Annotated in this window: 24 protein-coding genes and 1 riboswitch; of the genes, 6 read left to right on the forward strand and 18 right to left on the reverse strand. The window is 57.1% G+C overall.

The window, feature by feature from the left end; genetic code table 11:
• The first annotated feature begins 25 nt into the window (after positions 1 to 25).
• The gene (locus OVA03_RS09555) at positions 26 to 418 is read left to right on the forward strand and encodes a response regulator transcription factor (protein WP_267524010.1); all 393 of its coding nucleotides are present in this window, start codon (positions 26 to 28) and stop codon (positions 416 to 418) included.
• Here the strand turns inward: OVA03_RS09555 and metE are convergent.
• The 5 genes from metE to OVA03_RS09580 form a co-directional block, all read right to left on the reverse strand.
• Entirely contained in the window at positions 415 to 2,766 is a 2,352-nt protein-coding gene (gene metE, locus OVA03_RS09560) for a 5-methyltetrahydropteroyltriglutamate--homocysteine S-methyltransferase (protein ID WP_267527709.1), read from the reverse strand. The genes OVA03_RS09555 and metE overlap by 4 nt on opposite strands.
• A gap of 107 nt (positions 2,767 to 2,873) precedes the next feature.
• A riboswitch (cobalamin riboswitch) is annotated at positions 2,874 to 3,064 on the reverse strand.
• A gap of 109 nt (positions 3,065 to 3,173) precedes the next feature.
• Positions 3,174 to 4,538, reverse strand: coding sequence for an NADPH cytochrome P450 oxidoreductase family protein (locus tag OVA03_RS09565; protein ID WP_267524012.1), 1,365 nt, complete (start codon positions 4,536 to 4,538; stop codon positions 3,174 to 3,176).
• Positions 4,539 to 4,541: 3 nt separating this feature from the next.
• Positions 4,542 to 5,558: an FAD:protein FMN transferase gene (locus tag OVA03_RS09570; RefSeq protein ID WP_267524014.1), complete on the reverse strand. Its 1,017-nt coding sequence runs from the start codon at positions 5,556 to 5,558 to the stop codon at positions 4,542 to 4,544.
• A 3-nt stretch (positions 5,559 to 5,561) separates the two neighbouring features.
• Complete coding sequence (locus tag OVA03_RS09575) at positions 5,562 to 6,092, reverse strand: DUF2271 domain-containing protein (RefSeq protein WP_267524015.1); 531 nt, start codon at positions 6,090 to 6,092, stop codon at positions 5,562 to 5,564.
• Positions 6,093 to 6,136: 44 nt separating this feature from the next.
• On the reverse strand, positions 6,137 to 6,754 hold the full coding sequence (locus OVA03_RS09580; RefSeq protein WP_267524017.1) for a PepSY-associated TM helix domain-containing protein: 618 nt from the start codon (positions 6,752 to 6,754) through the stop codon (positions 6,137 to 6,139).
• 205 nt (positions 6,755 to 6,959) lie between these two features.
• Here OVA03_RS09580 and OVA03_RS09585 point away from each other — a divergent pair, with 205 nt between their 5' ends.
• Both OVA03_RS09585 and ybaK read left to right on the forward strand, forming a co-directional pair.
• Positions 6,960 to 7,286 carry a hypothetical protein gene (locus OVA03_RS09585; RefSeq protein WP_267524019.1) on the forward strand — a complete coding sequence of 109 codons (327 nt, stop codon included), beginning with the start codon at positions 6,960 to 6,962 and terminating at the stop codon, positions 7,284 to 7,286.
• 47 nt (positions 7,287 to 7,333) lie between these two features.
• Positions 7,334 to 7,807, forward strand: a complete 474-nt coding sequence (gene ybaK, locus OVA03_RS09590; protein ID WP_267524020.1) for a Cys-tRNA(Pro) deacylase — start codon at positions 7,334 to 7,336, stop codon at positions 7,805 to 7,807.
• Here ybaK and OVA03_RS09595 read toward each other — a convergent pair.
• The 11 genes from OVA03_RS09595 to OVA03_RS09645 all read right to left on the reverse strand — a co-directional run bounded on the left by OVA03_RS09595 (position 7,804) and on the right by OVA03_RS09645 (position 16,963).
• Positions 7,804 to 7,944 (reverse strand): DUF2256 domain-containing protein, encoded by a 141-nt coding sequence (locus OVA03_RS09595; protein WP_267524021.1) that lies wholly within the window; start codon positions 7,942 to 7,944, stop codon positions 7,804 to 7,806. The genes ybaK and OVA03_RS09595 overlap by 4 nt on opposite strands.
• Positions 7,941 to 9,479, reverse strand: a complete 1,539-nt coding sequence (locus tag OVA03_RS09600; protein WP_267524023.1) for a cryptochrome/photolyase family protein — start codon at positions 9,477 to 9,479, stop codon at positions 7,941 to 7,943. The genes OVA03_RS09595 and OVA03_RS09600 overlap by 4 nt, the downstream gene beginning before the upstream one ends.
• Positions 9,476 to 10,180, reverse strand: a complete 705-nt coding sequence (locus tag OVA03_RS09605; protein ID WP_267524025.1) for an SDR family NAD(P)-dependent oxidoreductase — start codon at positions 10,178 to 10,180, stop codon at positions 9,476 to 9,478. Before OVA03_RS09605 ends, OVA03_RS09600 begins: the two co-directional genes overlap by 4 nt.
• A gap of 55 nt (positions 10,181 to 10,235) precedes the next feature.
• Positions 10,236 to 10,724, reverse strand: a complete 489-nt coding sequence (locus OVA03_RS09610) for a polyhydroxyalkanoate granule-associated phasin (RefSeq protein WP_267524027.1) — start codon at positions 10,722 to 10,724, stop codon at positions 10,236 to 10,238.
• A gap of 32 nt (positions 10,725 to 10,756) precedes the next feature.
• Entirely contained in the window at positions 10,757 to 11,380 is a 624-nt protein-coding gene (locus OVA03_RS09615) for a glutathione S-transferase N-terminal domain-containing protein (protein ID WP_267524028.1), read from the reverse strand.
• Positions 11,381 to 11,463: 83 nt separating this feature from the next.
• Entirely contained in the window at positions 11,464 to 11,859 is a 396-nt protein-coding gene (locus OVA03_RS09620; RefSeq protein WP_267524030.1) for a glycoside hydrolase family 19 protein, read from the reverse strand.
• A complete protein-coding gene (locus OVA03_RS09625) occupies positions 11,798 to 12,091 on the reverse strand; it encodes a hypothetical protein (RefSeq protein WP_267524032.1) in 294 nt (97 codons plus the stop codon). The genes OVA03_RS09620 and OVA03_RS09625 overlap by 62 nt, the downstream gene beginning before the upstream one ends.
• 10 nt (positions 12,092 to 12,101) lie before the next feature.
• Complete coding sequence (locus OVA03_RS09630; protein WP_267524034.1) at positions 12,102 to 13,538, reverse strand: hypothetical protein; 1,437 nt, start codon at positions 13,536 to 13,538, stop codon at positions 12,102 to 12,104.
• Between the two features lie 167 nt (positions 13,539 to 13,705).
• Entirely contained in the window at positions 13,706 to 14,242 is a 537-nt protein-coding gene (locus OVA03_RS09635; RefSeq protein WP_267524036.1) for a DUF1993 domain-containing protein, read from the reverse strand.
• A 123-nt stretch (positions 14,243 to 14,365) separates the two neighbouring features.
• The gene (locus OVA03_RS09640) at positions 14,366 to 16,060 is read right to left on the reverse strand and encodes an alkaline phosphatase D family protein (RefSeq protein ID WP_267524038.1); all 1,695 of its coding nucleotides are present in this window, start codon (positions 16,058 to 16,060) and stop codon (positions 14,366 to 14,368) included.
• A gap of 156 nt (positions 16,061 to 16,216) precedes the next feature.
• A complete protein-coding gene (locus OVA03_RS09645) occupies positions 16,217 to 16,963 on the reverse strand; it encodes a Bax inhibitor-1/YccA family protein (protein WP_267524040.1) in 747 nt (248 codons plus the stop codon).
• A gap of 159 nt (positions 16,964 to 17,122) precedes the next feature.
• Here OVA03_RS09645 and OVA03_RS09650 point away from each other — a divergent pair, with 159 nt between their 5' ends.
• From OVA03_RS09650 to OVA03_RS09660, 3 genes are all read left to right on the forward strand, one after another.
• Positions 17,123 to 18,157: an aldo/keto reductase gene (locus tag OVA03_RS09650; RefSeq protein ID WP_267524042.1), complete on the forward strand. Its 1,035-nt coding sequence runs from the start codon at positions 17,123 to 17,125 to the stop codon at positions 18,155 to 18,157.
• 8 nt (positions 18,158 to 18,165) lie between these two features.
• Positions 18,166 to 18,987, forward strand: coding sequence for an HpcH/HpaI aldolase/citrate lyase family protein (locus OVA03_RS09655; RefSeq protein ID WP_267524045.1), 822 nt, complete (start codon positions 18,166 to 18,168; stop codon positions 18,985 to 18,987).
• Between the two features lie 82 nt (positions 18,988 to 19,069).
• Positions 19,070 to 19,849: an EAL domain-containing protein gene (locus tag OVA03_RS09660; RefSeq protein ID WP_267524046.1), complete on the forward strand. Its 780-nt coding sequence runs from the start codon at positions 19,070 to 19,072 to the stop codon at positions 19,847 to 19,849.
• 14 nt (positions 19,850 to 19,863) lie between these two features.
• On the opposite strand, the gene rarD is transcribed toward OVA03_RS09660, so the two are convergent.
• Together rarD and OVA03_RS09670 are read right to left on the reverse strand one after the other, a co-directional pair.
• Positions 19,864 to 20,787: an EamA family transporter RarD gene (gene rarD / locus OVA03_RS09665; protein WP_267524048.1), complete on the reverse strand. Its 924-nt coding sequence runs from the start codon at positions 20,785 to 20,787 to the stop codon at positions 19,864 to 19,866.
• Between the two features lie 133 nt (positions 20,788 to 20,920).
• Positions 20,921 to 21,949 carry an aspartate-semialdehyde dehydrogenase gene (locus OVA03_RS09670; RefSeq protein ID WP_267524049.1) on the reverse strand — a complete coding sequence of 343 codons (1,029 nt, stop codon included), beginning with the start codon at positions 21,947 to 21,949 and terminating at the stop codon, positions 20,921 to 20,923.
• Positions 21,950 to 22,087 lie beyond the last annotated feature (138 nt).

The raw sequence follows: 22,087 nt of genomic DNA on the forward strand, positions 1-22,087 counted from the left end.
GGAGTCTTATAAAGGGCCCCGCCCGGTGTGTAGTTCCGCGCTTTCCCGAGCACTGAGTGGTGTTATCATCGCCGTTATCGATGATGATGAATCCGTGCGTGAAGCGCTGATCAGTCTGCTGCGATCCTTCGGTTATGCCACGCTGTCGTTCGCCTCGGCCGAGCAATTCCTTAGCGACGCCCGGCATGAGGCCATCGGCCTTGTCATCACCGACGTTCAGATGCCCGGCATGGGGGGTCTGGGGTTACAGGATCAGATGCGCACCCAGGGCCCGAATATTCCGCGCCTGTTTATGACCGCCTATCCGGAAAAAGACATTGAGGCCCGCGCCCTGGCGGGCGGGGCCTCCTGTTTCCTGCGTAAGCCATTTGAGGCTGAAACGCTGATCGCCTGCGTCGAGGCAGCCCTTAAGGGTTAAGCCGTTTCGCGCAGTGACTTAGCCGCGGCCACCATGTTGACCAGAGCCGGCCTGACCTCATCCCACTTACGGGTTTTCAGGCCGCAGTCGGGATTGACCCAAAGCTGGGCATCATTAAGCCGTTGCCGCGCCAGTGACATCAACTCGGTCATTTCACTCACCTCCGGTACGCGCGGACTATGGATGTCATAGACGCCCGGCCCGATCTCATTTGGATACTTTTTCGATTTGAAGACATCGAGCAGTTCCATCTTGGAGCGTGATGTCTCAATAGAAATCACATCAGCGTCCATGTTCGCCACGGCGTCCATGATGTCGTTGAACTCCGAATAGCACATGTGGGTGTGGATCTGGGTGTCATTGGATACGCCAGTCGAGCACAACCGAAACGCCTCGACCGCCCAGTCGAGATAGGCTTGCCAGTCGCCGCGCCGCAGCGGCAAACCTTCGCGCAGGGCCGCTTCATCGATCTGGATCATCTTAGCCCCTGCGTTTTCAAGGTCAGACACCTCATCGCGGATGGCGAGCGCAATCTGGCGGCAAGTTTCCGAGCGCGGCTGATCATCACGCACAAACGACCAATTGAGGATGGTCACCGGCCCGGTCAGCATCCCCTTGACCGGCCTCTCAGTGAGGCTTTGGGCATATTGCCACCATGAAACCGTCATCGGTTCAGGTCGCGAGACATCACCATACAGCACCGGCGGGCGCACGCAACGCGAACCATAGGACTGCACCCAGCCGTGTTTGGTGAAGGCAAAGCCGGATAACTGCTCACCGAAATACTGCACCATGTCGTTGCGCTCGAACTCGCCGTGGACCAGCACATCAAGCCCGATGTCTTCCTGCCAGCGGATGGCGCGTTCAGTCTCGGCTTTCAGGAAGGCGTCGTATTGCGAATCGTCGATGGCACCCTTGGCGTGATCCGAACGGGCCTTGCGCACCTCAGAGGTTTGCGGGAACGAGCCGATAGTGGTGGTAGGAAAGGCGGGCAGGTTAAACGCCTGACGTTGCAGGTCGGCGCGAATGGCAAAGGCATGTTTGCGCTGAGCCTGATCTGGCGTCACGGCTTTGAGACGCGCCTTAACCGCCGCATCATGGACCTTGGGCGAGGCGGCGCGGGCCGCGGCGGCCTCTGCCGAGGCGGTCAGTTCGGTGGCCACATCACCACCCGACAGCGCTTTGGACATTACCGACAATTCGTCCATTTTTTGCAGCGAAAAGGCCAGCCAGGATTTGACATCCTCATCGAGCCCTTTGTTTTGTCGCGCATTTGAATCCGAAAACCGCTGCACGCTTTTCGGAATGCGCGCAGTCTCCAGATTAAGGTCGATCGGCACATGCAGCAGCGAACAGGACGGCGCGATCTGAAGGTTGCCACGGTCGGCGACAATTTTCAGGCGCTCAAGCACGGCGGGCAGATTGGCGCGCCAGATATTGCGGCCATCGATGACACCCAGCGAAAGGGTAAGCGTCTTTGGTGCAGCCTGCACAACCGCTTCAAGCTGCTCCGGTGCGCGCACCAGATCGACATGCAGACCCGCGACCGGCAAGTTCACCGCCGTCTCCAGATTATCGCCCAACCCACCGAAATAACTGGCCAGCATTATGCTGATTTGCGGCACCTCTTTGGCGAATGCTGCGTAGGTTTTTTGCAGGGCGGCCGTCGTTTCAGCATCCCCGTCCAGCACCAGTACCGGCTCATCGATCTGCACCCAGTCAGCGCCAGCGTCCGCCAGCGCTTTCAGCACCTCGACATAGACCGGGATCAGGCGCTCAATCAACGACAGGGGGTTCGCCAGCCCCTTGCCCAGCTTAAGGAAGGTGACCGGCCCGACCAGAACCGGACGGGTGTGATAACCCAGCGCCTTGGCCTCTAAAAACTCTTCGACGGCTTTTAACGATGTCAGTTTGAATGTCTGATCATCGTTAAATTCCGGCACCATGTAGTGATAATTGGTGTCGAACCATTTGGTCATTTCCTGCGCCGACACGCCATGCCCGTTGCCATGAACATGGCCATGTTCGCAGGTCTCGACGTGACCCGCCTGACTGCCGCGCGCCATCGCGAAATAGGTATCGAGGTCAACCGCCTCGCCATAAATCGCCGGAATCGCCCCGACCATCAGGCTGGTGTCCAGCACCTGATCATATAAGGAAAAATCATTCGACGGGATGATATCGACCCCGCGCGCCTTTTGCCGCGCCCAGTTGACGGCACGCAAATCTTTGGCGGTTTGCAGGAGAGTTGCTTGGTCGGACTTGCCCGACCAGTAAGATTCGAGGGCGAATTTAAGTTCGCGCTTAAGGCCGATACGCGGGGTGCCTAAAGATGCGACGGGGATAATAGATGACACGGTAACCTCTGTGCTGTGAGCGTAAGGTTCTGGCCATGCGCCTGCGCGCCCGCAGCGGCTGCGGGCTAAGGACGCACCGCCTGAGCCCTCCGCTCCGGGTGAAATATGAGGTCGCTGGCAGGTCTCCTGGCTCACGGGTCAGGGCTTAAGTCCGCCTTCTCAGGGGCATAAGTCCCCCAATGGCATATGAACCTTAGCTTACCGCGCACAGTTGCGGGGGCAGCGCCGGAGTTTAACCGGCTTCCCTCTTAGCCGCGCCGGTTTGGCAACCGACGCAGAACCACGACCCGCACAGCTATAGGGTGCGCATTCTGAAGAGTCAATAAAGATATAAACATATCTTTATATGATTATATCACGTTTGAATTTGGACTAACCGTGCGTGCTCGCCTTAGTTGTCAGTAAAGATCGCGGCGATAGCGTCCGTCAGCCAGAGCCTGATCCGCCCAATCATCGCCCATGATCGTGCGCAGGGCCTTATCGACCCCCTGCCCCATCGACAGCCCGCCGCAGACCATAACCGCGCCGCCACCCGTCAGAAAATCGCGCACCCGATCAGAGGCGGTACTCAGGGCATCCTGCACATAGGTGCGCTGGCAGCTGTCGGGCCGGGAGAAACACAAACTGAGATCGCTCAACTCACCGGCCTGCACGCGCGCCGTCAGCGCCTTGCACAGGGCGCCATCGCGGATCGGATGGCGCTCGCCATAGATGACCCAATTGGCCTTATGGCCCACCGACAACCGCGCATCAATATGGGCATTGAGCCCGGCAAGGCCCGACCCCGCCGCGATCAGCAGCAGCGGCCCGTCACCTTCAGGGGTATGGAAATTTTTGTGCGGTTTTGTGCGCAGCATAACCGTCTGACCGACACTTAAGTCATGGGTCAGCAGGCCCGACCCCAGACCGCGCGCACCGTCATCCTTGATGACCGCCCGCACATAGAGTTCAACCGCGCCTTGGACCGGCAGGGACGCCAGCGAATAGTCACGGACATGGCCATCTGGGGTCATGATTTCTGCCAGATCACCGGCCTGCCAATCCGGCAAGTCGCCGCTTTCGGGCTCCAGAACCACTCGGTAAAGTTTCGAGGCGTCACTGTCGGGGTTAAGGCATTCGCGCGCTTTCAATTGCCATGCACCGTAAGCCGCTTTGGGATCAAATGCCTCCGACTTGGCCCCTAGATCCGACAGATTTCCATACCACCGGTTCAGCGCCACCGGATCAAGATCATCGACCTCGATCACCTCAAAATAGGGCTTGGCCCCGCTGGCCCGCAGCCAGTCATAAACCTTACGCCCAAACGCACAAAAATCGGCATAGGACTTATCGCCAAGAGCCAGCACCGCATAATCAAGGTGACTGAGAACCGCGCCATCGTTCATGACCTTGGCCTCGAACCCCAAGACACTATCAGGCGCATCGCCATCGCCAGTCGTCGAGGCCACACACAGGACATGCTGCGCGCTTTCCAGATCACTCAGTTTCAGGTCAGCCATATCGATAATGCGCGCGACCTGCCCGCCGTCTGTGAGGCGCTTAAGTGTCGCCGTCGCAATCTCTTCGGCTTGACCGGTCTGGGAGGCATAGACGACCAGCCACGGGGTCGCACCTGCCGCCGCCTCACGCTTGAGGCGCGCTTTTTTCCGCTCACCGGCCCATATCACCGCGCACATGATCAGGTAAAGCGCAGTTGCCCCCAGCACCCAGGCCCATGTGACCGGATCGCCCTGCACCTCGGCTATGATCTGCGACAATCCCATCTCTTACTCTTCAGTCCCATAGGCCGCCATCAGCGGGCTTAAGCGTTCAATTATATGCTCATCGTCCCGCACCATAATAAGAGCGGCAACGCCGTGCTGCGCACAAAATGCCATAGCGCGGGCAGCCCCCATCACCATCAGGGCGGTGGCCAGAGCATCGGCGCGCCAGCAATCTTTGTCCATCACCACCGCCCCCGCCATGCGATTATCAAGAGGGCATCCGGTGACGGGATCAATCGTATGGGCGTAGGTCTTATCATCATGCACAAAATAGCGCCGCCAGTCGCCGGACACCGCCACCGCCTGATCACAAAGTGCGATCAGACTACGCCCAAATGTTGCACCCGGCACCCGATCAATCTCCACCCACCATGGCTGACCATCAGGGCGCGCGCCGATCCCCTTCAACTCCCCGCCGATTTCGACCAAAGCCGACACGACATCGAATTCATCGCGCAGAATATCCATCAGGCAATCAACGGCATAGCCCTTAGCGATGGCGTTGAGATCAAGCCGCAGATCTTCGGGATGGATCAGCCCGCCGTCCTGCACCACCAAATCGCGCCAGTCAGAAGGTCGCGTTTTCAGCCCGTCCCGCACCGGCTCTGGCGGGAGGCCGGTATCGACCGCGCGCGATCCAAACCCCCAGGTCTCAACCGCCTCCAGCAGACACGGATCAAACGCGCCGTCCGTCAATTGCGCGACCTCAACCGCCTTAGCCACCACACCCAGTAACATAGGCGGCAGCGTCACATGCTGCCACGGCCCTGCCCCGTTGAACCGGCACAAATCCGATGACGGCCTATAGGGCGACATCTGAGCGTCGATCTCGTCCAGACAGGCCTCAATCCGCGCCCGCGCCTCAGTCGCATCACCCCGCCCCAAGACCGCCTTGACCTGCCATGACGTGCCAAACGCCTGTCCGCTCAAGGTCGTGATGATGGCATCGGCAGGCGGCTTTTGCGGCACATTGACCGGCGGGATAAAGATGCGCACATCGTCTGGCGCGGCCACAAACATGGGTTACGGCTTATAGGTGTAGCTGATGGCCCCCAGCTCGCTGGCCCCTTTACCCGAACCGTTCGACGCCTTGGTCAGGTTGAGTGGCACGCGCACGATCTCAAGGCCACCGGCTTCGCGTGAGGCTTCGATGACAAGGTTATACTGGCCCGGCTTGATGCCTTTCAGGCCATTGGCCTGCGTAAAGTTCACTGTCTGGCGGCCCGGTGCCTTGGTGGCTGAGGCCAGACCGTCAGGCATAGTGGTCAGGGAACGGCCGCTTTTGCGCCACCAGGCGCGCATATCCTTGAGCCACTTCTTGCCGCCGTCGTCCTTCATCTTGACGTCGTACCAGACAAACAGATTGCCGGCGTGCGCCCCATCAGCCGTTTCAATCCAGCCAGCCACATAGGGCTTATGGTATTCGGCGACGGTCAGGCGCGGCACCTCGACGGTGACGGCAAGCTCGGCGGCAGATGCGCCCGCCGCGGCCCCCATACCCCCAGCCACGGCAAACGCGGCCCCCCAACCCGAAACCTGAGTAACTTTGAACATGACTCTACCCTTATCAAAATACCGACCGCATCCCGCAGCCGTTGTTAATGTACAAAGACCATAAACAGGATGAACGGGGCCAGAACCCCAAATCCGATCAATGGCCAGGTGATGGCGCGGGACTTGGCATAGACCCACAAAAGCCCGAACCCGGTCAGGCAAAAGATCACGCAAAACAGCGCGATAATATCGATGAACCACGACCAGGCCGGGCCGGAATTACGGCCCTTATGCAGGTCATTCAGAATGGCAATGACGCCGCGATCGGTTCGCTCATAGGTCATAAGGCCGGTGTCGCGCTCAATTGATACCCAGGAATCAACACCGGGCTTGGGCATGGGAATATAGATTTCCCCCTCGCTGACTTCGGCTTCATAGCCTTCGACATCAATGCCGGAGGATTCAAGGATCATGTGCACAGCGGGCACCGGCAAATCGGCCTTGTCCTGCGCCCCGTCGAACGCAGTCAACTGATTAGGCGTCAGGGTGACTTCCTTGGTGTCGATCTTAGGCTTGGCTTCGATGTCAGTGGCGTGATTGAGCGTGTAGCCCGTCACGGAAAACAGGAACATGGCCATCAGGCAGACGGCGGAACTGATCCAGTGCCACTGACGCAACTGATTGCGCCAGAAGGACGCGCCTAAGCCAGAAAAAGACGACATTGACGAATAGAAACCCGCAAACCCGAATTGAGAATTATTCTTAATAACATGAGGTTTTTATGATCACAAGCATCGTTACCAGAAAATCGACACATTTTTCGCAACGCAAAACGATCTTCGCCCGATAGCCGAGCCGCCTTGACGCCGTGACATCGCACGCGCTTAAATCGTGTTAACCTTTGATTAACCTTTTCAGGAGCCCACTATGCGCATAAAGGCATTTCTCATTATCGGTCTGACCTGCGCCGTGCCTTTACTTACCGCCTGCGGACACAACCCTTACGCCTATTCCGAATCCAAGCGACAGCACTACCAGAACCTTTATCAAGGTGACGGCTATTACCGCGACGATCATCACCACAAGACTCGCGCTCATGACTGCCGTAAACATGATCACCGCCACGACCGCAAAGCCCGCCGGGTGAGCGCCCACTATCAGGGCGAAGTTTATCATGACAGTCCGCGCCCTGATTATGTCGCTGAGGCTACGCGCGCGCCCGACTGCCCGTGCCGGATGGTGTCACGGTATTGATCGCCTGACGGATATTGGTCTAAACAGCGGCGCAAAGGAACGCTGCCATGTCCAAGACCACACCCGCCACCGCCGCCCTGACCAGGGCTGGAATTGCGTTTGAGCTATTCCCCTACGACTATGATCCGAACGCCCCGCGCGTCGGGTTACAGGCGGCGCAAGCGCTTGGCAAAGCCCCAGAGCAGGTGTTCAAAACCCTGATGGCGGAGGTTGACGGTAAGCCGGTGTGCGTGGTGGTGCCGTCCGATTGCGAAGTCAGCATGAAGAAACTGGCAGCCACCTTTGGCGGCAAATCGGCCAACATGATGAAGCCAGCGGATGCCGAGCGCCTGACCGGTTTCAAAGTCGGCGGCATCAGCCCGTTCGGTCAGAGAAAAGCCACACCGACCGCGATCGATGAGACGGCCACCCTGTTTGATCAGGTGCTGATCAATGGCGGCCAGCGCGGGTTACTGGTAGGCTTATCGCCTGACGATGCGGTGCGGGTGACGAGCGCGAAACTGGCGGATTTAACGGCTTAACCCTTTCGGCACCGATCTGAGCAATATTTGACCTCATCCCAGACCTTTGCCCACTTTTTACGCCAGTTAAACGGACGGCCACAGGTCACGCACACCTTAGACGGCAAGGTCGATTTAGTATAGCGAGTGGGCTTCATAACGCCCCCTCATGCATCAGGTGCCTGACCTGATCGGCGCGGGCGCGGTAAGCGGCCTGCTTTGCCTCCCCCATCCGGTCCCAGGTCGCATAGGCATAGTTCAGTCGATGGTGGCCGTTAAAGCGATCACGGTGGCGGCTCATGAAATCCCAATAGAGACTGTTAAACGGGCAGGCCCTATCTCCGGTCGCATCCTTGACATCATAGTGACAGCTTTGGCAGAAATTACTCATTTTCGAGATGTAGTTGCCGCCCGCCGCATAGGGCTTTGAGGCCATAATCCCGCCGTCAGCGTGCAGCGCCATGCCGAGCGTATTGGGCAATTCCACCCATTCGTAGGCATCAGCATAGACCGCCAGATACCATTCATGAACCTGACGCGGTTCAAGCCCGGCCAGCAGGGCAAAATTACCAGTGATCATCAGCCGCTGGATATGGTGGGAATAGGCGTGATCCAGCGTATGGGTAACGGCCTGTTTGACGCAGTGCATTTTGGTGTCTGCATCCCAGTAAAACCACGGCAGGTCTTCGCGGGCACCCAGCTCATTCATGTCGGCATAATCCGGCATGTGCCGCCAGTAAATGCCGCGCACATATTCGCGCCAGCCTAAAACCTGACGGATAAACCCCTCAGCGGCATTAAGCGGTGCCACGCCATCGCGATATGCGGCTTCGGCCTTTTGGCAGACCTCTAGCGGATAGAGGAATCCGATATTGATATAGGCCGCCATCAGCGAGTGATAGAGATAGGGCTCATCCGTCACCATCGCGTCCTGATAGGTGCCAAATGATGGCAGGCAATGGGTTATGAAATGATCCAGTTCTTTCAGAGCCTGCGTACGGGTGACCGCGAAATGAAATGGCTCCAGCCTGCCGATATTATCCGGGAAGCGATCCCGCACCAGATCGAGCACCTCGCGCGTAATGGCGTCTTTTTTAAAACTGAGCCGCTTCGGTGCGGTCAGGCCTTTGACCGGCGGCTGGCGGTTATCTTTGTCGAAGTTCCACTGGCCGCCGCAGGGTTTGCCGTGCGCATCCATCAACAGATTATAGCGCGCCCGCATGTGGCGATAAAAAAACTCCATCCGAAGTTCTTTTTTGCCATCGGCCCAGGCCGCAAATTCATCGTGCGAACACAAAAACCGCGTGTCTGGCAAGACCGTCATCGGTACGCTTAGGTGCGCCTGCAAAGCCTCAAATGCCTCTTTCAGCCGCCATTCCCCGGCCTCTGTCACCATGACTTCGGACGGGTTCAGTTCTTTCACCGCCCGCTCTATCTCACCGGTCAGGCTATGGGTATTTTCAGGGTCATCCAGTTTGACATATCGTACCGTGTATCCCGCCTGCGTCAAAGCCTGCCGATAGTGACGCATGGCCGCAAAGACAAAGGCGATCTTTTTGACATGGTGCTTAACATAGCCGGCTTCATCACCGACCTCAGCCATCAAGATCACATCATTGGCCCGGTCGGCGGTGCGAATAATCTCAAGCCGCGTCGATAACTGATCGCCCAGAACAACTCTTAAGGTCGTCATATTTTAGTGCGCGGCCGGATGCCGCCTAAGCCGCCGTCGACGCCCAGCACCTGACCGGTGATCCAGTCATTGGCCGGATCAAGCAGGAACACAATCGCGCGGGCGATATCATCGGGTTCACCCAACCGCCCCAAAGCGTGCATGGACTCCGAGACTTTGCGCGACATATCATTGGCGGTTAGCGCTTTCGTCATCCGCGTCTGCACCAGACCGGGGGCCACGGCATTGAAGCGCAGATTTTGACCGGCATAGGTCGCCGCCGCCGAGCGTATCAAGCCCTCAACGCCCGCCTTGGCCGCCGCAACAGCTTCGTGGTTGGCCAGGCCTTCGTGAGCGGCGGCTGAGGATATCAGCACCACCGATCCGCCCGCCGTCATATGCTTGGCCGCCGCGCGTACCACGGCAAAGGCGGTGGTCAAAGACGCATCCATCACGGCTCTATATTGTTCTGCGCTGGTCATATGGGCAGGTTTTAACCACAGCGATCCGGCGCAATTGACCACGCCGTCGATGGATCCGTGCGTTTCAGTCGCTTTTGAAAACGCCTGCTCAACCGCCGTAAAGTCGGTGGCGTCGAGCGTAATGTCACCGGATTGAGGCTGGCGGGCCGTGGAGGTGACGTCATGCCCGTGCGCCGTCAACAGATCTTTGGTCGCCCGGCCTATATCGCTTGAACCGGCAATAACAAGAAAATGCGCCATCACACCACCCTTATCTAATATGGCTTAGATACGATGGCCCGCCGCAAATGGATTGTTATTTGCCCTTGGTGCCAAGCCGTTTGGCATTGGCGGTAGCGCGGCGATGGATAGGCTTCAGGCCCCGGTTCACAAGCGTCGCCGTCGTGTGGCTCAGGTGAGACGCACTGACCGCACTATCGGTCAGGGTCTGCATCAGCTTGGCCTGACGGGTCATCATCTGCTCAGGCGTCTGACTGAACGCCAGCGACATAAAATCGCTGGTGCCCGTCATCATGTGTTTAAAGGTCTCAGTGCCAATCTGCTGGTTCAGCCCCATCATATAGCGGGTCATGGCAAACATCGATTCATGCGCCGCCTCAACCTTTTCCTGCGACATCAGATTAAACTCGGCCTGATCCGCCGCACTGGGGATCGGATCAGAGTTCATCATCTGAGTGGTACGATGATTGATGACATGGGCAGACGCCATCATCATCTCGGTGGTCTTAAAGGCCAGATCGGTCCACACAGTGAACGGGTTAGCCGGGGCACGGAAAGGCTTCATTTGTTTTTTTATCTTTCAACTCACATGCCGGATCAGACCTGCGGAACTAACATACCACGCCCAACCGCCGGACGCGCAGCTATTTTATCAATGTAAGCCTGAACATAGTTAAAACCGTCTAAAAGCGCTTCGGCCTTATAGCCGGTGGTCAAACCCGCCAGCCACGGAAAGATGGCCATATCGGCGATCGAATAGTCATCGCCGCCAACGTAAGCGGCCTCGGACAGACGCTTATCGAGCACCCCCAGCAGGCGGCGCACCTCACCGGTATAGCGCTCAACCGCATAGGGGATTGTCTCCGGCGCATAGACGGTGAAATGGCCGAACTGCCCGAACATCGGCCCCATGCCGCCCACCTGCCAGTTGAGCCATTCCAGCACTTTGTAGCGGGCAGCACCTGACGCGGGCAGGAACTTGCCGGTCTTTTCCGCCAGATAGATCAGGATCGCGCCCGATTCGAAGACACTCAGGCCGCCCGCATCTTCATCAACAATGGCTGGGATTTTATTGTTGGGGGAGATGTTGAGAAAGTCCGGCGCGAACTGTTCATTCTTGGAGATATCGATCGGAAACACCGTGTACGGCAGGCCAAATTCTTCGAGCGCAATGGAAATCTTGCGGCCATTAGGCGTGCGCCAGGTATAAAGATTGATCATTGCGTGGGCTCCGGTCTAAGCAAAACCAGAAGATGGGACGCCCGCGCAGAAACGGCAAGAACTACCGCTACACTTCGCTGTGACTACAGCCAGATGGCCTTGGTTTTATTCAGCCAACTCTGGCGCTGGTCAAGGCCGTGGCGGGCGGGGCCGTTGATCAGGCGAGTGACCTCAGAGATATCATCGGCGTCCGCCGCTACGTTGATATTGCGCGTCAGCCAGAACCGCGCCGCCGCCTGGGCGGCCGGGCCGGCCTGTCCCAAAAGTTCGGGGTGGGCGATGACCGGCAGGCCGGAATAGGCTTCGACCTCGCGGTAATTATTCTTACCCGTAATCATCATGAAACCGCGCCCGCGATAGCGATAACCGTCGCCGGAGGCTTCGTTGCCGTTGCCGAGCCGGTTGGCATAGATGCAGTTACCGATAGCGACCGGCCCTTTGGCGATCAGGGCCTGCGCCGTGGGCCAGACCTTTGACATTGCTGAAGGTCTTATCGAGATAGGCGGCATTTTTATAGTTGGTGCTTTCGACCAGCGCCGAAAACCCTGCACTTTCATGGGCGATCTGGGCCATGAAATGCACCAGCCGTTGGGCGGTGTCGATCTCGGCATCGGCCAGCACGTCATTGATGGCTTCGGCATAGCTCAAAGCCCGGTCAGGCCGGATTTTCGGCACCATGGCGATCAAATGCGCCTGAACAACATCCACCATGCTTGCGCCCCTAACTCTCTTCTCTGGGCCGCTCATGGGGATCGATTGCCGCCAGAGCTTCCTGATCCTCTACCTTTGAGACTAGGCGCGCGGTAATCAGCGGGGATTGGGCTGAGGATACATAGCCGCCGGAATAGTTGGCCACAGCGGCAGGCGGCGGTGAGGTAGGCGGGGTTTCACCAATAATATTCCACAGATTGGGAGAGCCGGTTGAGGTCGCGTCCTTGGGCTTTTGGGTCGAGCGGATGACCATCAGGCGGTTTAAGATATCAAACCAGAACGGCGCGCCCAAGGTGATGGCAAAGGCCGTCATCAGCCAGCCCAGCATAATGGTCAAAAGCCCGATGGTATTGCGCAGGAAATTACCGCCGAACACCAGCGCGTCTTCGGCGTCCATACGCACGTCCAGCAGTTTGACCAGATAATCCAGTTGGGTGTCAAACCAGCCGCGCACACCGGTCGGATTGGCGGGCGTCTCAGAAGGGGCGTTTGGATCTTCCGGAACGGCAATGTTGAAAAAGCGCTCCATCGACTCCAGCGTGTTGTCGTTCCAGCCCAACGGCAGGCCGAGCGTATCAATATAGTCTTTTTCGGTTTCAAGATTTTGCCAGGTCTTGGCCATGTCGGCATTGGGGGCCGGTTCCGCCAGAACCGCCGGCGGGGCGACCATGGCCGGAGCCGCCGCGGTTGAAACATCGGCAGCGACTTCGGACGACGGCAGCGCGTCAATCGTGATCGGCCGAGGTTCGGTTTGGACCCGGCTATGTTCGATATAGGCTTCGGCCTTGGCTACCGCCACCTTACGCAGGGTCGGGTCGCGGTACAGACTGTCGGCGATAACAAAGGTGTTAATATTCAGGATGACTGAGGCGGCCAGCCCCGACCAGAACACGATCTTATGGGTATCGCGCCGGTACCAGCCCGACACCCGCACCATCGACGCATCGTACCAGTTTTCGATCTGTTTCTGAGCCTGAACATAGTCACCGCCACTGGAGCACAGGGCAAATTGCACGACTTTTTTCAGACGCTGATCTTCTAAGCGTTCTGAGGCCTCCAGCAGATTGTTGATATCGCGGCCCTCAATCGTCGAATAGCCGCCCTTATCAGCGACAATATCAAGCAGGGCGGCGGCAAAGCTGTTCGATGAGATATAGGACGGCAGGTTGCGTCCGGCGCGGAATTTGCGCTTATCCGGCGTGGAATAGTCGCCTTGGTACAGTGACTGGATCAGGGGGTGGGTATAAAAGTCCTTGACCAGCGCATATTTCTCAGCCCCGCGTCCGTGATGGCGGCCCAGCATTTCGGTGATGCCGCGTTCCAGCATCCGGCCACGGCTTTTGACAAAGCCTTCCAGCGATTCCCGCGCAATAGTCGTGATCACGCTGATCAGCAGGTACACAAAGACCAGCCCAGCCGCCACCTCTATGGAATCGGGAAACACCATTTCACCCCCAGCCGTTCAGGCCGCCTTAACGCTTCCGCCGGAAACTTCAACCCACGCCACCCTACTAAGGCTGAGTATTAACCAAAATTAACCACAGTTCAATGACGAGACAGCCCTGCGCAGATAATCCGCGCAGGGCTGTGGCAATTTGGATGATATCTGTTGTCTTATCTTGGGCCGAGGTAATCCAGCTTACCGATCTTGACGCCCTTATGGCGGATGATGCCGTAGGCGGTCGTGACGTGGAAAAACAGGTTCGGCAGCACAAAGCCGGTCAGATAGTCATAGCCTTTGAAATGGATGTCACCGCTGCGGACTTTCAATGTGACATCGCGGGTTTCAGCCCCGTCAAACAGGTCACGATCAACGGAATTAATAAACTCGATCGTCTTATCGATACGCTGATGCAGTTCATCAAAGGTGGTTTCGATATCGGCAAAAGACGGGTTTTCGACGCCCGCCAGACGCGCCACGGCCCCCTTAGCGGTATCGGTCGCCAGTTGCACCTGATTGACCAGAGCCAACATATCCTCGATCAGCCGCGCCCCCAGCATGTCTTCGGGCTTTAAGCCATTATCCTCGACATGGGCTTCGGCTTTGTCGAGCAGATGCGACAGGTTTTTGAGCGCCCGCACCAGAACGGGGACGGTCATGGAATACATATCCACGGATACGGCGGTTTTTTCGGGAGCAAGCAGAGACATGGGCTAATCCTCAAGAGCGCATTCCGAAAAGTGTGCAGCGGTTTTCGGATTCAAATGCGCGTTAAAACAATGAACAATCTGATGCTCATGAGGTGCGCCCTAACCGTGCCGTTTTCAAGGCCTTCACACGACTGTGAGCGGCCCCGCACGCTTATCTTCGGCGCGGGCCACAAAGGTTTTTTGTGACGCCGTCGTAAACTCGCGCGAGGTGATGGTCGATACCGTCATCCACTCACCGATCATCTGATCCGGCGTCAGGGTCAGGCGGATAAATCCATTATAATTGTCATCGGCATCAAGGACTTCTGGGTTGACCTCGGCCAGCCCCTTGGCCAGTTCGTAGCCCGGCAGGATCTTATCCAGCCAGCGGGTCGGGCTGGTGATCGAGGTCACGCCCAGTTCAACGCCGACTTGCTGCCCCTGCGCATCATGAAGCTGATTGGCCCAGGCACAGTGGCTGTCGCCCGATATCACCACGGCGCGCGCGTTGGTGGCCTTGATCATGTCGTAAAAGCGCTCACGCTCGGCCGGATAGCCATCCCAGGCATCCAGATTAAGCGGCAGGGGCGGGTTCTGGCTGAACAGGCCCATCATGGCCGTCAGGTACTTTTGCGCCTCAAGCGGCATCATGGGCATGAGGGTTTTGATTTTCTCCGGCCCCAGCACCTTATTGACATCGGGGCCAGCGACACGGGCCATGACGACCTGATTGCCCAGAACCTGCCACCGTACGCCCGCCTCGGTTGATGATTTAAGAGTCGATTTTAGCCACTGGCGCTGCTCTGGCCCGAACAGTTCGCGGGCCGGATCGTTGAGCTTTTTACGGAAAGCCTCGACATTAAGCTGGCGCGTACCGTCGGGCAGGGTCAGCATTTCAACATCATGCTGGTAATCGAGTTGCTTTGAGCGCGCCAGCAGGCGGGTCTCGACCATGATCAGTTCAGCCAGCTTGCCAAAGCGGAAGGAACGATAGATGGCGTCCGACAATTGCCCCGGTTGAGGATCGCGGATCGGCATCCATTCGCGGTAGGCTTTTAAGCCCTTGGCCTTGCGTTCAAACCAGTCGCCTTCACCAGCATTGTGGTTCTCGGCACCGCCGTACCAGGGGTCATTGGTGATCTCATGGTCGTCAAATACGCATATCCACGCGGCGCGGGCATGGGCGGCCTGAAGGTCTGGATCGGCCTTATACTGCGCATGACGCAGGCGGTAGTCATCAAGGCTGACGATCTCATGGGGCGGCTGAGGGATACGGCCCAGCATCTGGCCATTGGTCATGCCGTAGGCGGTAACCGCCGCACCATATTCGTAGATATAGTCGCCCAGATGCACGACCACATCGACTTCCGGCAATTCGGCAATGGCTTTATAGGCATTGAAATAGCCGTTCGGATGCAGCGAACACGACGCCACCGCCATGACCACCTTATCGGTGTTTTCGGGCAGGGTTTGGGTGCGGCCAGTGGGTGATAAGGCCTCACCGGCGCGGAAGCGGTAATAATAGGTGGCGCCGGGTTTCAGGCCCGCAGCATCGACCTTGACCGTATAGTCACGCCCCGCATCGGTCGTTAATTTGCCGGTGGTTATGATCTGCGTAAAGGCTTCATCGGTGGCAATATCATAGGTAACTTGGGTCGGCTTTTGCGCCCCCGACAGCCGCGTCCACAGGATTACGCGGTCATGGAGCGGATCACCCGACGCCACACCGTGCGCGAAGTGCAGACCTTTGAGCTGCGGCGAAACCTCAGACGCCCCCAAAGCGGGCGCGCTACCTACGGCAGCCAGTGACAGTAACGCACGACGACGCGACAGCTTCATAGTGTAGCCCCCTGATCCAGCGATCAGAACGGTTGATTAAACCGCGTCGATGTCAGGGGTATTGCACATCTGTGATGGTTTTGTGTGCAAAGGGTTAACGAAAAAACCCCTCCGGTTTGGCTTCCAGAGGGGTTTCAACACTGTATTTAATCCCGATTAATCCCGGCGCACGCCCATAAAGGCCAGCAGGAACTGGAACATATTGATGAAGTCAATATAGAGGCTTAGCGCGCCATAGTTGGTGGCCATAGCCATGCCAGCCTCATTACCGCCCAAAGCATAGTAGGTGCGCTTTAGATTTTGGGTGTCGTAGGCTGTCCAGCCTGCAAAGATAAGAACACCGATTGCGCTAATTACCAGTTGAGTAATGCCGCTCTTGATCAGGAACATATTTACAAGCACAGCGATAATCAGACCTATGGTCGCCATTAAAAGGAACGTGCGCATACCCGAAAGGTCTTTCTTGGTTGTATAACCAAAAAGGCTTAGCGCACCAAAGGCAGCCGCCGTCACGAAGAAAGTAGTGGCAATGGATTGGCCTGTGTAGACTATTCCCAACACGCCCATGGAAAGCCCGATCAGGCCAACTATCAGCCAATAAAGGATCGCCGTAGACGTAGTCGTAGGGTTACGCATTACAAAGCCCGCCCCCAAAAGGATGACTAAAGGCGCAAAAGCTACACCCATACCTAGCGGCGTATAGCCCATACCGCCCGTTGCGGTCCGTTGAAAGAACAAGGCCGTCACTTCCGGTACGAAGGCGACAACGGCAGCCAGCAACCCCGTTACAACGAGGCCCAGCCCCATCTTGTTGTAGACGCCGAGCATGAACTTACGTAAGCCCTCGTCATAGGCGAGGTCAACCGTAGGTGCCGAAGAGTATTGACCTTTATAGTCACTCATTAGAAAAATTTCCCTTTTGCCGTTTCCAACCATATGGAACTTAAAGCTTAGTGTAGCATATTATATGGTGAAATTGCCAATTCTTCGCAAGTCCCGCCTTCACAATTCTATAAAGGCTTCGTGATAGACGGCAAACCCATGAAATTTTGAGAGTTTTTGATGAACTATTCCGAACTGGGCCGCACCGGCATTAAGGTCTCCCGCGTATGTCTGGGCACCATGACCTGGGGGCAGCAAAATACCGCGGCCGAGGGCCACGCCCAGATGGACTATGCGACCTCCCGCGGCATCAACTTCTTTGATACCGCTGAGGTCTATGCCGTGCCGCCCAAGGCCGAAACTTACGGAGCGACTGAGACCATTATCGGCAACTGGTTCAAGGCGACGGGCAAGCGTCAGGACATCGTTCTGGCCTCCAAGGTCACCGGCCGCGAAGACATGATGAAGTGGATCAGAGGCGGCCCGCGCCACACCCGCGCCCATATCGATGAGGCCGTCGAGGGATCGCTGAAACGCCTGCAAACCGACTATATCGACCTTTATCAATTGCACTGGCCCGACCGGCGCTATCCGGGGTTTGGCTTCCACAGCTATGTTGATTATGACGCCGACTATGAGGCGTTTGAGACCATTCTGGAAAGCCTCGACGCCCACATCAAAAAGGGCAATATCCGCCATTTTGGCGTGTCGAATGAGAGCCCGTGGGGCCTGATGCGCTTTATCGCCGAGAGCGATAAGCGCGGCCTGCCCCGCCCGGCGTCGATCCAGAATTGTTACAACCTCGTCACCCGCGTGTTTGAATATGGGCTGGCTGAGGTGGCGTTGCGTGAGCAGGTTGGGCTTCTGGCCTATTCCCCGCTGGCGCAGGGCTATCTGACCGGCAAGTATCAGGGCGGGGCGCGACCTGACGGCGCGCGCAAGACCCTGTTTGAACGGCTGGGGCGCTATGAACGACCGGGCGGGATCGAGGCCATTGATGCCTATGTTGACCTGGCGCGGATCTTGGGATTATCGCCTGAGCAACTGGCCCTGAAATTCGTCGATAGCCGCCCGTTTGTGACCTCAACCATCATTGGCGCCACGACGATGGAACAGCTTAAAACCGATATCGACGCTTTTGAGCTTGAGTGGACCAAAAAACTGGAGACTCAGGTCGATAAGGTGTTCAAAATCCACAGAAGCCCAGCCGCATAAGGTTTTCCATGTTCCGTTCCGTTTTGTTTATCCCGTGCGGCAACCCCAAAGCCCTGTCGAAAGCGCATAGCCTGAAGGCCGACGCGTTGATTTTTGACCTTGAGGACGCCGTCGGCGACACAGTCAAGGCGGCAGCACTTGAGGGCCTGATCGAGACCGCCGGGGCCGGTGATTTCGCGACACCTTACCGCATGGTGCGGGTCAATCCGGAGACAGCGGAGCCGGACTTAAAAGCCTTTGGTGACCTGTTTGCCGCCGGACGGTTGCACGGCATTGTCATCCCCAAGGTCGCCAGCCCGCAGGCGATTGAGGACATGGCCTTTATGATGCCCGAAGTGGATCTGTGGGCCATGATCGAGACCCCGATGGGAGTGGTCAGATTACCCGACATTGCCAAACTGTCCGGTAAGCAGCCGCTCAAGGGGCTGATCGCCGGGCCTAACGATCTGCGCAGCGGCCTGCGCGCCGCCTCGACGCCCAAACGCATTGAACTGCGTTATGCCCTCAGCCAGATCGTGCTCTATGCCCGCGCTTACGGCTTGATCGCGCTCGACGGGGTATATAATGCCTTTAAGGACGAAGCCGGGTTCCGCGCCGAATGTGTGCAGGGCAAGGCGTTGGGCTTTGATGGCAAGAGCCTGATCCACCCGTCTCAGATCGAAGGCTGCGAGATCGCCTTCTCGCCCAACGCCACCGAGATCGCCTGGGCGCAGGCGGTGCTTTTGGCCTATGAAGCGCCGGAAAATGCCTTAGCCGGCGTGGTGTCGGTAAACGGTGAGATGATCGAGCGCCTGCACCTTAAACGCGCCCGTGAAATCCTGAGTTTGTAAAGGCGCGGGTGAAACCGCCGCCTACAGAAAGTTTTTAATGATTTCAGTTTAGATTACTTTATCTGGCATCTGGAGTCATCGCATGTCTGATAAAACCTCTTGTAACGGCTGCCGCGATGGGGTCGGCTTTGAGTTGCCGATCACCATGGCCTTTCAGCCGATAGTCAATGTGGCGGAAGGCTTCGTGTTTGCTCACGAAGCCCTGGTTCGCGGCGTTAATGGCGAAGGTGCTGGCCAGGTTTTGTCTCAGGTGTCAGACCAAAACCGCTATGCCTTTGATCAGGCCTGCCGGGTTAAGGCCATTGAGCTGGCCGCCGGTCTGAACTTCGCCCAAAACGGCACGCACCTGTCGATCAATTTCCTGCCCAACGCCGTTTATGAGCCGCGCGCCTGTATTCGACTTACCTTAGCTGCGGCGATGAAAAATGATTTCCCGCTACGGAATATCATTTTCGAGTTCACGGAAACCGAGAAGCTTGACACCGTCCATCTGCTGAACATCTTACGATCCTATCGCGCCATGGGTTTTAAGACGGCGATTGATGACTTTGGGTCAGGCTATGCGGGCCTTAGCTTGCTATCGAAGTTCCAGCCGGATCTGGTCAAGATCGACATGGATCTTATCCGCGATATCGATAAAGACCGGGTTAAGCGCGTTATCCTCAAAAACACGATTAAGATACTGACCGAACTGGATATTCAGGTCATTTGCGAAGGTATCGAAACCGTCGAAGAATACACCGCTTTACAGGATATGGACGTGAAACTCATGCAAGGCTACCTGTTCGGACGGCCCGCCGTGGCGTTGGCCCCTGAGCCGATGTGGCCCGGAGATCATGCCGGATTAAAAAACACGGCATAATTCCAGGCCATAATTCAGGCGGCCGTTTTCAGTTCCTTAAACCGCCGCCAGGCCCCAAACGCGAAAATCAGCGCCCCGCCCCAGATAAAGGCGAACGACAGAGCGCGCAAAGGCGTGAACAGTTCGCCCTGAAACAGGCCGATGCAAAAGCTGATGGTGGGCGCAATGAACTGGATAAAGCCCATGGTCGACAGGGCCAACCGGCGCGCCACGAATGAAAACAGCGCCAGCGGCAGCACGGTCACCGGCCCGGTCAGGATAAACCAGAAGGCATTGGACGGCGCATCAAAGAAATGGCCCTGCCCCGTCGCTTCAAACCACCACAGATAGATGATCGACGGCACAAACAGGAACACGCACTCAACGAACAGTCCGCCCAGAGCCGTGACTGGCACCTGCTTACGGATGATGCCATAGGCGGCAAAACTAATGGCGATGGTCAGGCCGATATAGGGAATATGGCCCAGCGCCAAAGCCTGCACACCGACACCGACCACCGCCATGCCGATGGCGATCTTACCGTAGATATCGAGCCGCTCGCGGAAGAACGCCGCCCCCACCGCCATATTGATCAGCGGGTTGAGGTAGTACCCCAGCGAGGTTTCCATGGTGTGCTGATTGGTCACCGCCCACACGAACACGCCCCAGTTGATGGCGATCATCACCGACGATAACAGGAGCAGCAGCGCCAGCTTGGGCTTGAGGAAATAGGACATGGCTTCGGGCAGTTGCTTGGTCAGAATGACCAGACCGAACGACCACAGCAGCGCCCACACGGATCGATGCGCCATAATCTCCAGCGCCCCGGCATCAATGGCTTTGAGCGGCAGATAGGCCAGCGGCGCAAAGCCCCATACGCCGTAGCACATGATAGCCAGCCCGATGGGCGAGGTCAGGAAAGAACCGGAAGGTTGTGAAGATGTGCCGGGGGAGGACATGGCATTATACTTTGCAAAATGTATCAAACGATACAGGTCATCGGGTACAAGATTATGAAGGGGCAAACAACGAAAAACCGGCAGAACCTTGGGGGTTCTGCCGGCTAAAACGATCACCTTTTATGAGCGATCTTTAAGCTGTAACTGGCGTCAGAACCCCACGTTCATCAAGAAGCTGTGCAATCTGCACGGCGTTGAGCGCCGCGCCTTTGCGCAGGTTGTCGGACACGCACCAGAAGGCGAGACCGTTCTTGACTGACGGGTCTTTGCGGATACGCGAAATGAAGGTGTCAAACTCACCGACACATTCTTTTGGCGTGATATAGCCGCCCGCTTCGCGCTTATCGATCACGGAAATGCCGGGGGCTTCGCGCAGGATTTCGCGCGCTTCGTCTTCGTCGATCGGGTTTTCAAACTCGACATTGATCGATTCCGAGTGACCAACAAACACCGGCACGCGCACGCAGGTGGCAAACACTTCGATATTCGGATCGAGAATCTTTTTCGTCTCGACCTTCATCTTCCACTCTTCTTTAGTTTGGCCGTCTTCCATGAAGACGTCGATGTGCGGAATGACGTTGAAAGCGATTTCCTTGGAGAACTTCTTGGCCGGGACATCGCCCATGACGAATACAGCCTTGGTCTGGTTCCACAGCTCATCCATGCCTTCTTTGCCGGCACCGGCCGTCGCCTGATAGGTCGAGACGATGACGCGCTTAACCACCGCCGCGTCGTGCAGAGGCTTTAGGGCCACAACCATCTGGATGGTCGAGCAGTTCGGGTTAGCGATGATGTTCTTTTTCTTGCAGTCCCAGATGGCGTCCGGGTTCACTTCCGGCACGATCAACGGCACGTCCGGGTCCATACGCCAGGCCGAGGAATTGTCGATGACGATCGGGCCAAGCTTGCCGATCTTTTCCGACCAGGCCTTAGACACGTCGCCGCCCGCGCTCATCAGCACGATATCGACCTTAGTGAAATCAAAGGTTTCCAGATCAAGACATTTGAGGGTGCGGTTGCCGAATGAGACTTCAACCCCAATCGATTTGCGCGAAGCGACCGCGTAAATGTCCTTAATCGGGAAATTGACTTCTTCGAGAGTCGCCATCATTTCGCGACCCACGGCGCCGGTAGCGCCTACAACTGCAACACGATAAGACATCGCGCATACTCCTCAACTGGCCGTAATCTGCGGCCGATATGCGTGCTTTTCGACTTCGACCGCGCACGCAAAAACGGATGCGCGCCCTATACAGCAGTGTGTGGATAATGAAAACGCTTTTTCGTAATCTGGTTATTC

The organism is Asticcacaulis sp. SL142 (assembly GCF_026625745.1).
Taxonomy (GTDB): Bacteria; Pseudomonadota; Alphaproteobacteria; order Caulobacterales; family Caulobacteraceae; genus Asticcacaulis.

Excerpts from the sequence above, each read along its gene's own strand:
- OVA03_RS09565 (WP_267524012.1), bottom strand. The coding sequence starts at position 4,538 with ATGGGATTGTCGCAGATCATAGCCGAGGTGCAGGGCGATCCGGTCACA.
- OVA03_RS09570 (WP_267524014.1), bottom strand. The coding sequence starts at position 5,558 with ATGTTTGTGGCCGCGCCAGACGATGTGCGCATCTTTATCCCGCCGGTC.
- OVA03_RS09575 (WP_267524015.1), bottom strand. The coding sequence starts at position 6,092 with ATGTTCAAAGTTACTCAGGTTTCGGGTTGGGGGGCCGCGTTTGCCGTG.
- OVA03_RS09580 (WP_267524017.1), bottom strand. The coding sequence starts at position 6,754 with ATGTCGTCTTTTTCTGGCTTAGGCGCGTCCTTCTGGCGCAATCAGTTG.
- OVA03_RS09585 (WP_267524019.1), top strand. The coding sequence starts at position 6,960 with ATGCGCATAAAGGCATTTCTCATTATCGGTCTGACCTGCGCCGTGCCT.
- ybaK (WP_267524020.1), top strand. The coding sequence starts at position 7,334 with ATGTCCAAGACCACACCCGCCACCGCCGCCCTGACCAGGGCTGGAATT.
- OVA03_RS09595 (WP_267524021.1), bottom strand. The coding sequence starts at position 7,944 with ATGAAGCCCACTCGCTATACTAAATCGACCTTGCCGTCTAAGGTGTGC.
- OVA03_RS09600 (WP_267524023.1), bottom strand. The coding sequence starts at position 9,479 with ATGACGACCTTAAGAGTTGTTCTGGGCGATCAGTTATCGACGCGGCTT.
- OVA03_RS09605 (WP_267524025.1), bottom strand. The coding sequence starts at position 10,180 with ATGGCGCATTTTCTTGTTATTGCCGGTTCAAGCGATATAGGCCGGGCG.
- OVA03_RS09610 (WP_267524027.1), bottom strand. The coding sequence starts at position 10,724 with ATGAAGCCTTTCCGTGCCCCGGCTAACCCGTTCACTGTGTGGACCGAT.
- OVA03_RS09615 (WP_267524028.1), bottom strand. The coding sequence starts at position 11,380 with ATGATCAATCTTTATACCTGGCGCACGCCTAATGGCCGCAAGATTTCC.
- OVA03_RS09620 (WP_267524030.1), bottom strand. The coding sequence starts at position 11,859 with ATGTCAAAGGTCTGGCCCACGGCGCAGGCCCTGATCGCCAAAGGGCCG.
- OVA03_RS09625 (WP_267524032.1), bottom strand. The coding sequence starts at position 12,091 with ATGGTGGATGTTGTTCAGGCGCATTTGATCGCCATGGTGCCGAAAATC.
- OVA03_RS09630 (WP_267524034.1), bottom strand. The coding sequence starts at position 13,538 with ATGGTGTTTCCCGATTCCATAGAGGTGGCGGCTGGGCTGGTCTTTGTG.
- OVA03_RS09635 (WP_267524036.1), bottom strand. The coding sequence starts at position 14,242 with ATGTCTCTGCTTGCTCCCGAAAAAACCGCCGTATCCGTGGATATGTAT.
- OVA03_RS09640 (WP_267524038.1), bottom strand. The coding sequence starts at position 16,060 with ATGAAGCTGTCGCGTCGTCGTGCGTTACTGTCACTGGCTGCCGTAGGT.
- OVA03_RS09645 (WP_267524040.1), bottom strand. The coding sequence starts at position 16,963 with ATGAGTGACTATAAAGGTCAATACTCTTCGGCACCTACGGTTGACCTC.
- OVA03_RS09650 (WP_267524042.1), top strand. The coding sequence starts at position 17,123 with ATGAACTATTCCGAACTGGGCCGCACCGGCATTAAGGTCTCCCGCGTA.
- OVA03_RS09655 (WP_267524045.1), top strand. The coding sequence starts at position 18,166 with ATGTTCCGTTCCGTTTTGTTTATCCCGTGCGGCAACCCCAAAGCCCTG.
- OVA03_RS09660 (WP_267524046.1), top strand. The coding sequence starts at position 19,070 with ATGTCTGATAAAACCTCTTGTAACGGCTGCCGCGATGGGGTCGGCTTT.
- rarD (WP_267524048.1), bottom strand. The coding sequence starts at position 20,787 with ATGTCCTCCCCCGGCACATCTTCACAACCTTCCGGTTCTTTCCTGACC.
- OVA03_RS09670 (WP_267524049.1), bottom strand. The coding sequence starts at position 21,949 with ATGTCTTATCGTGTTGCAGTTGTAGGCGCTACCGGCGCCGTGGGTCGC.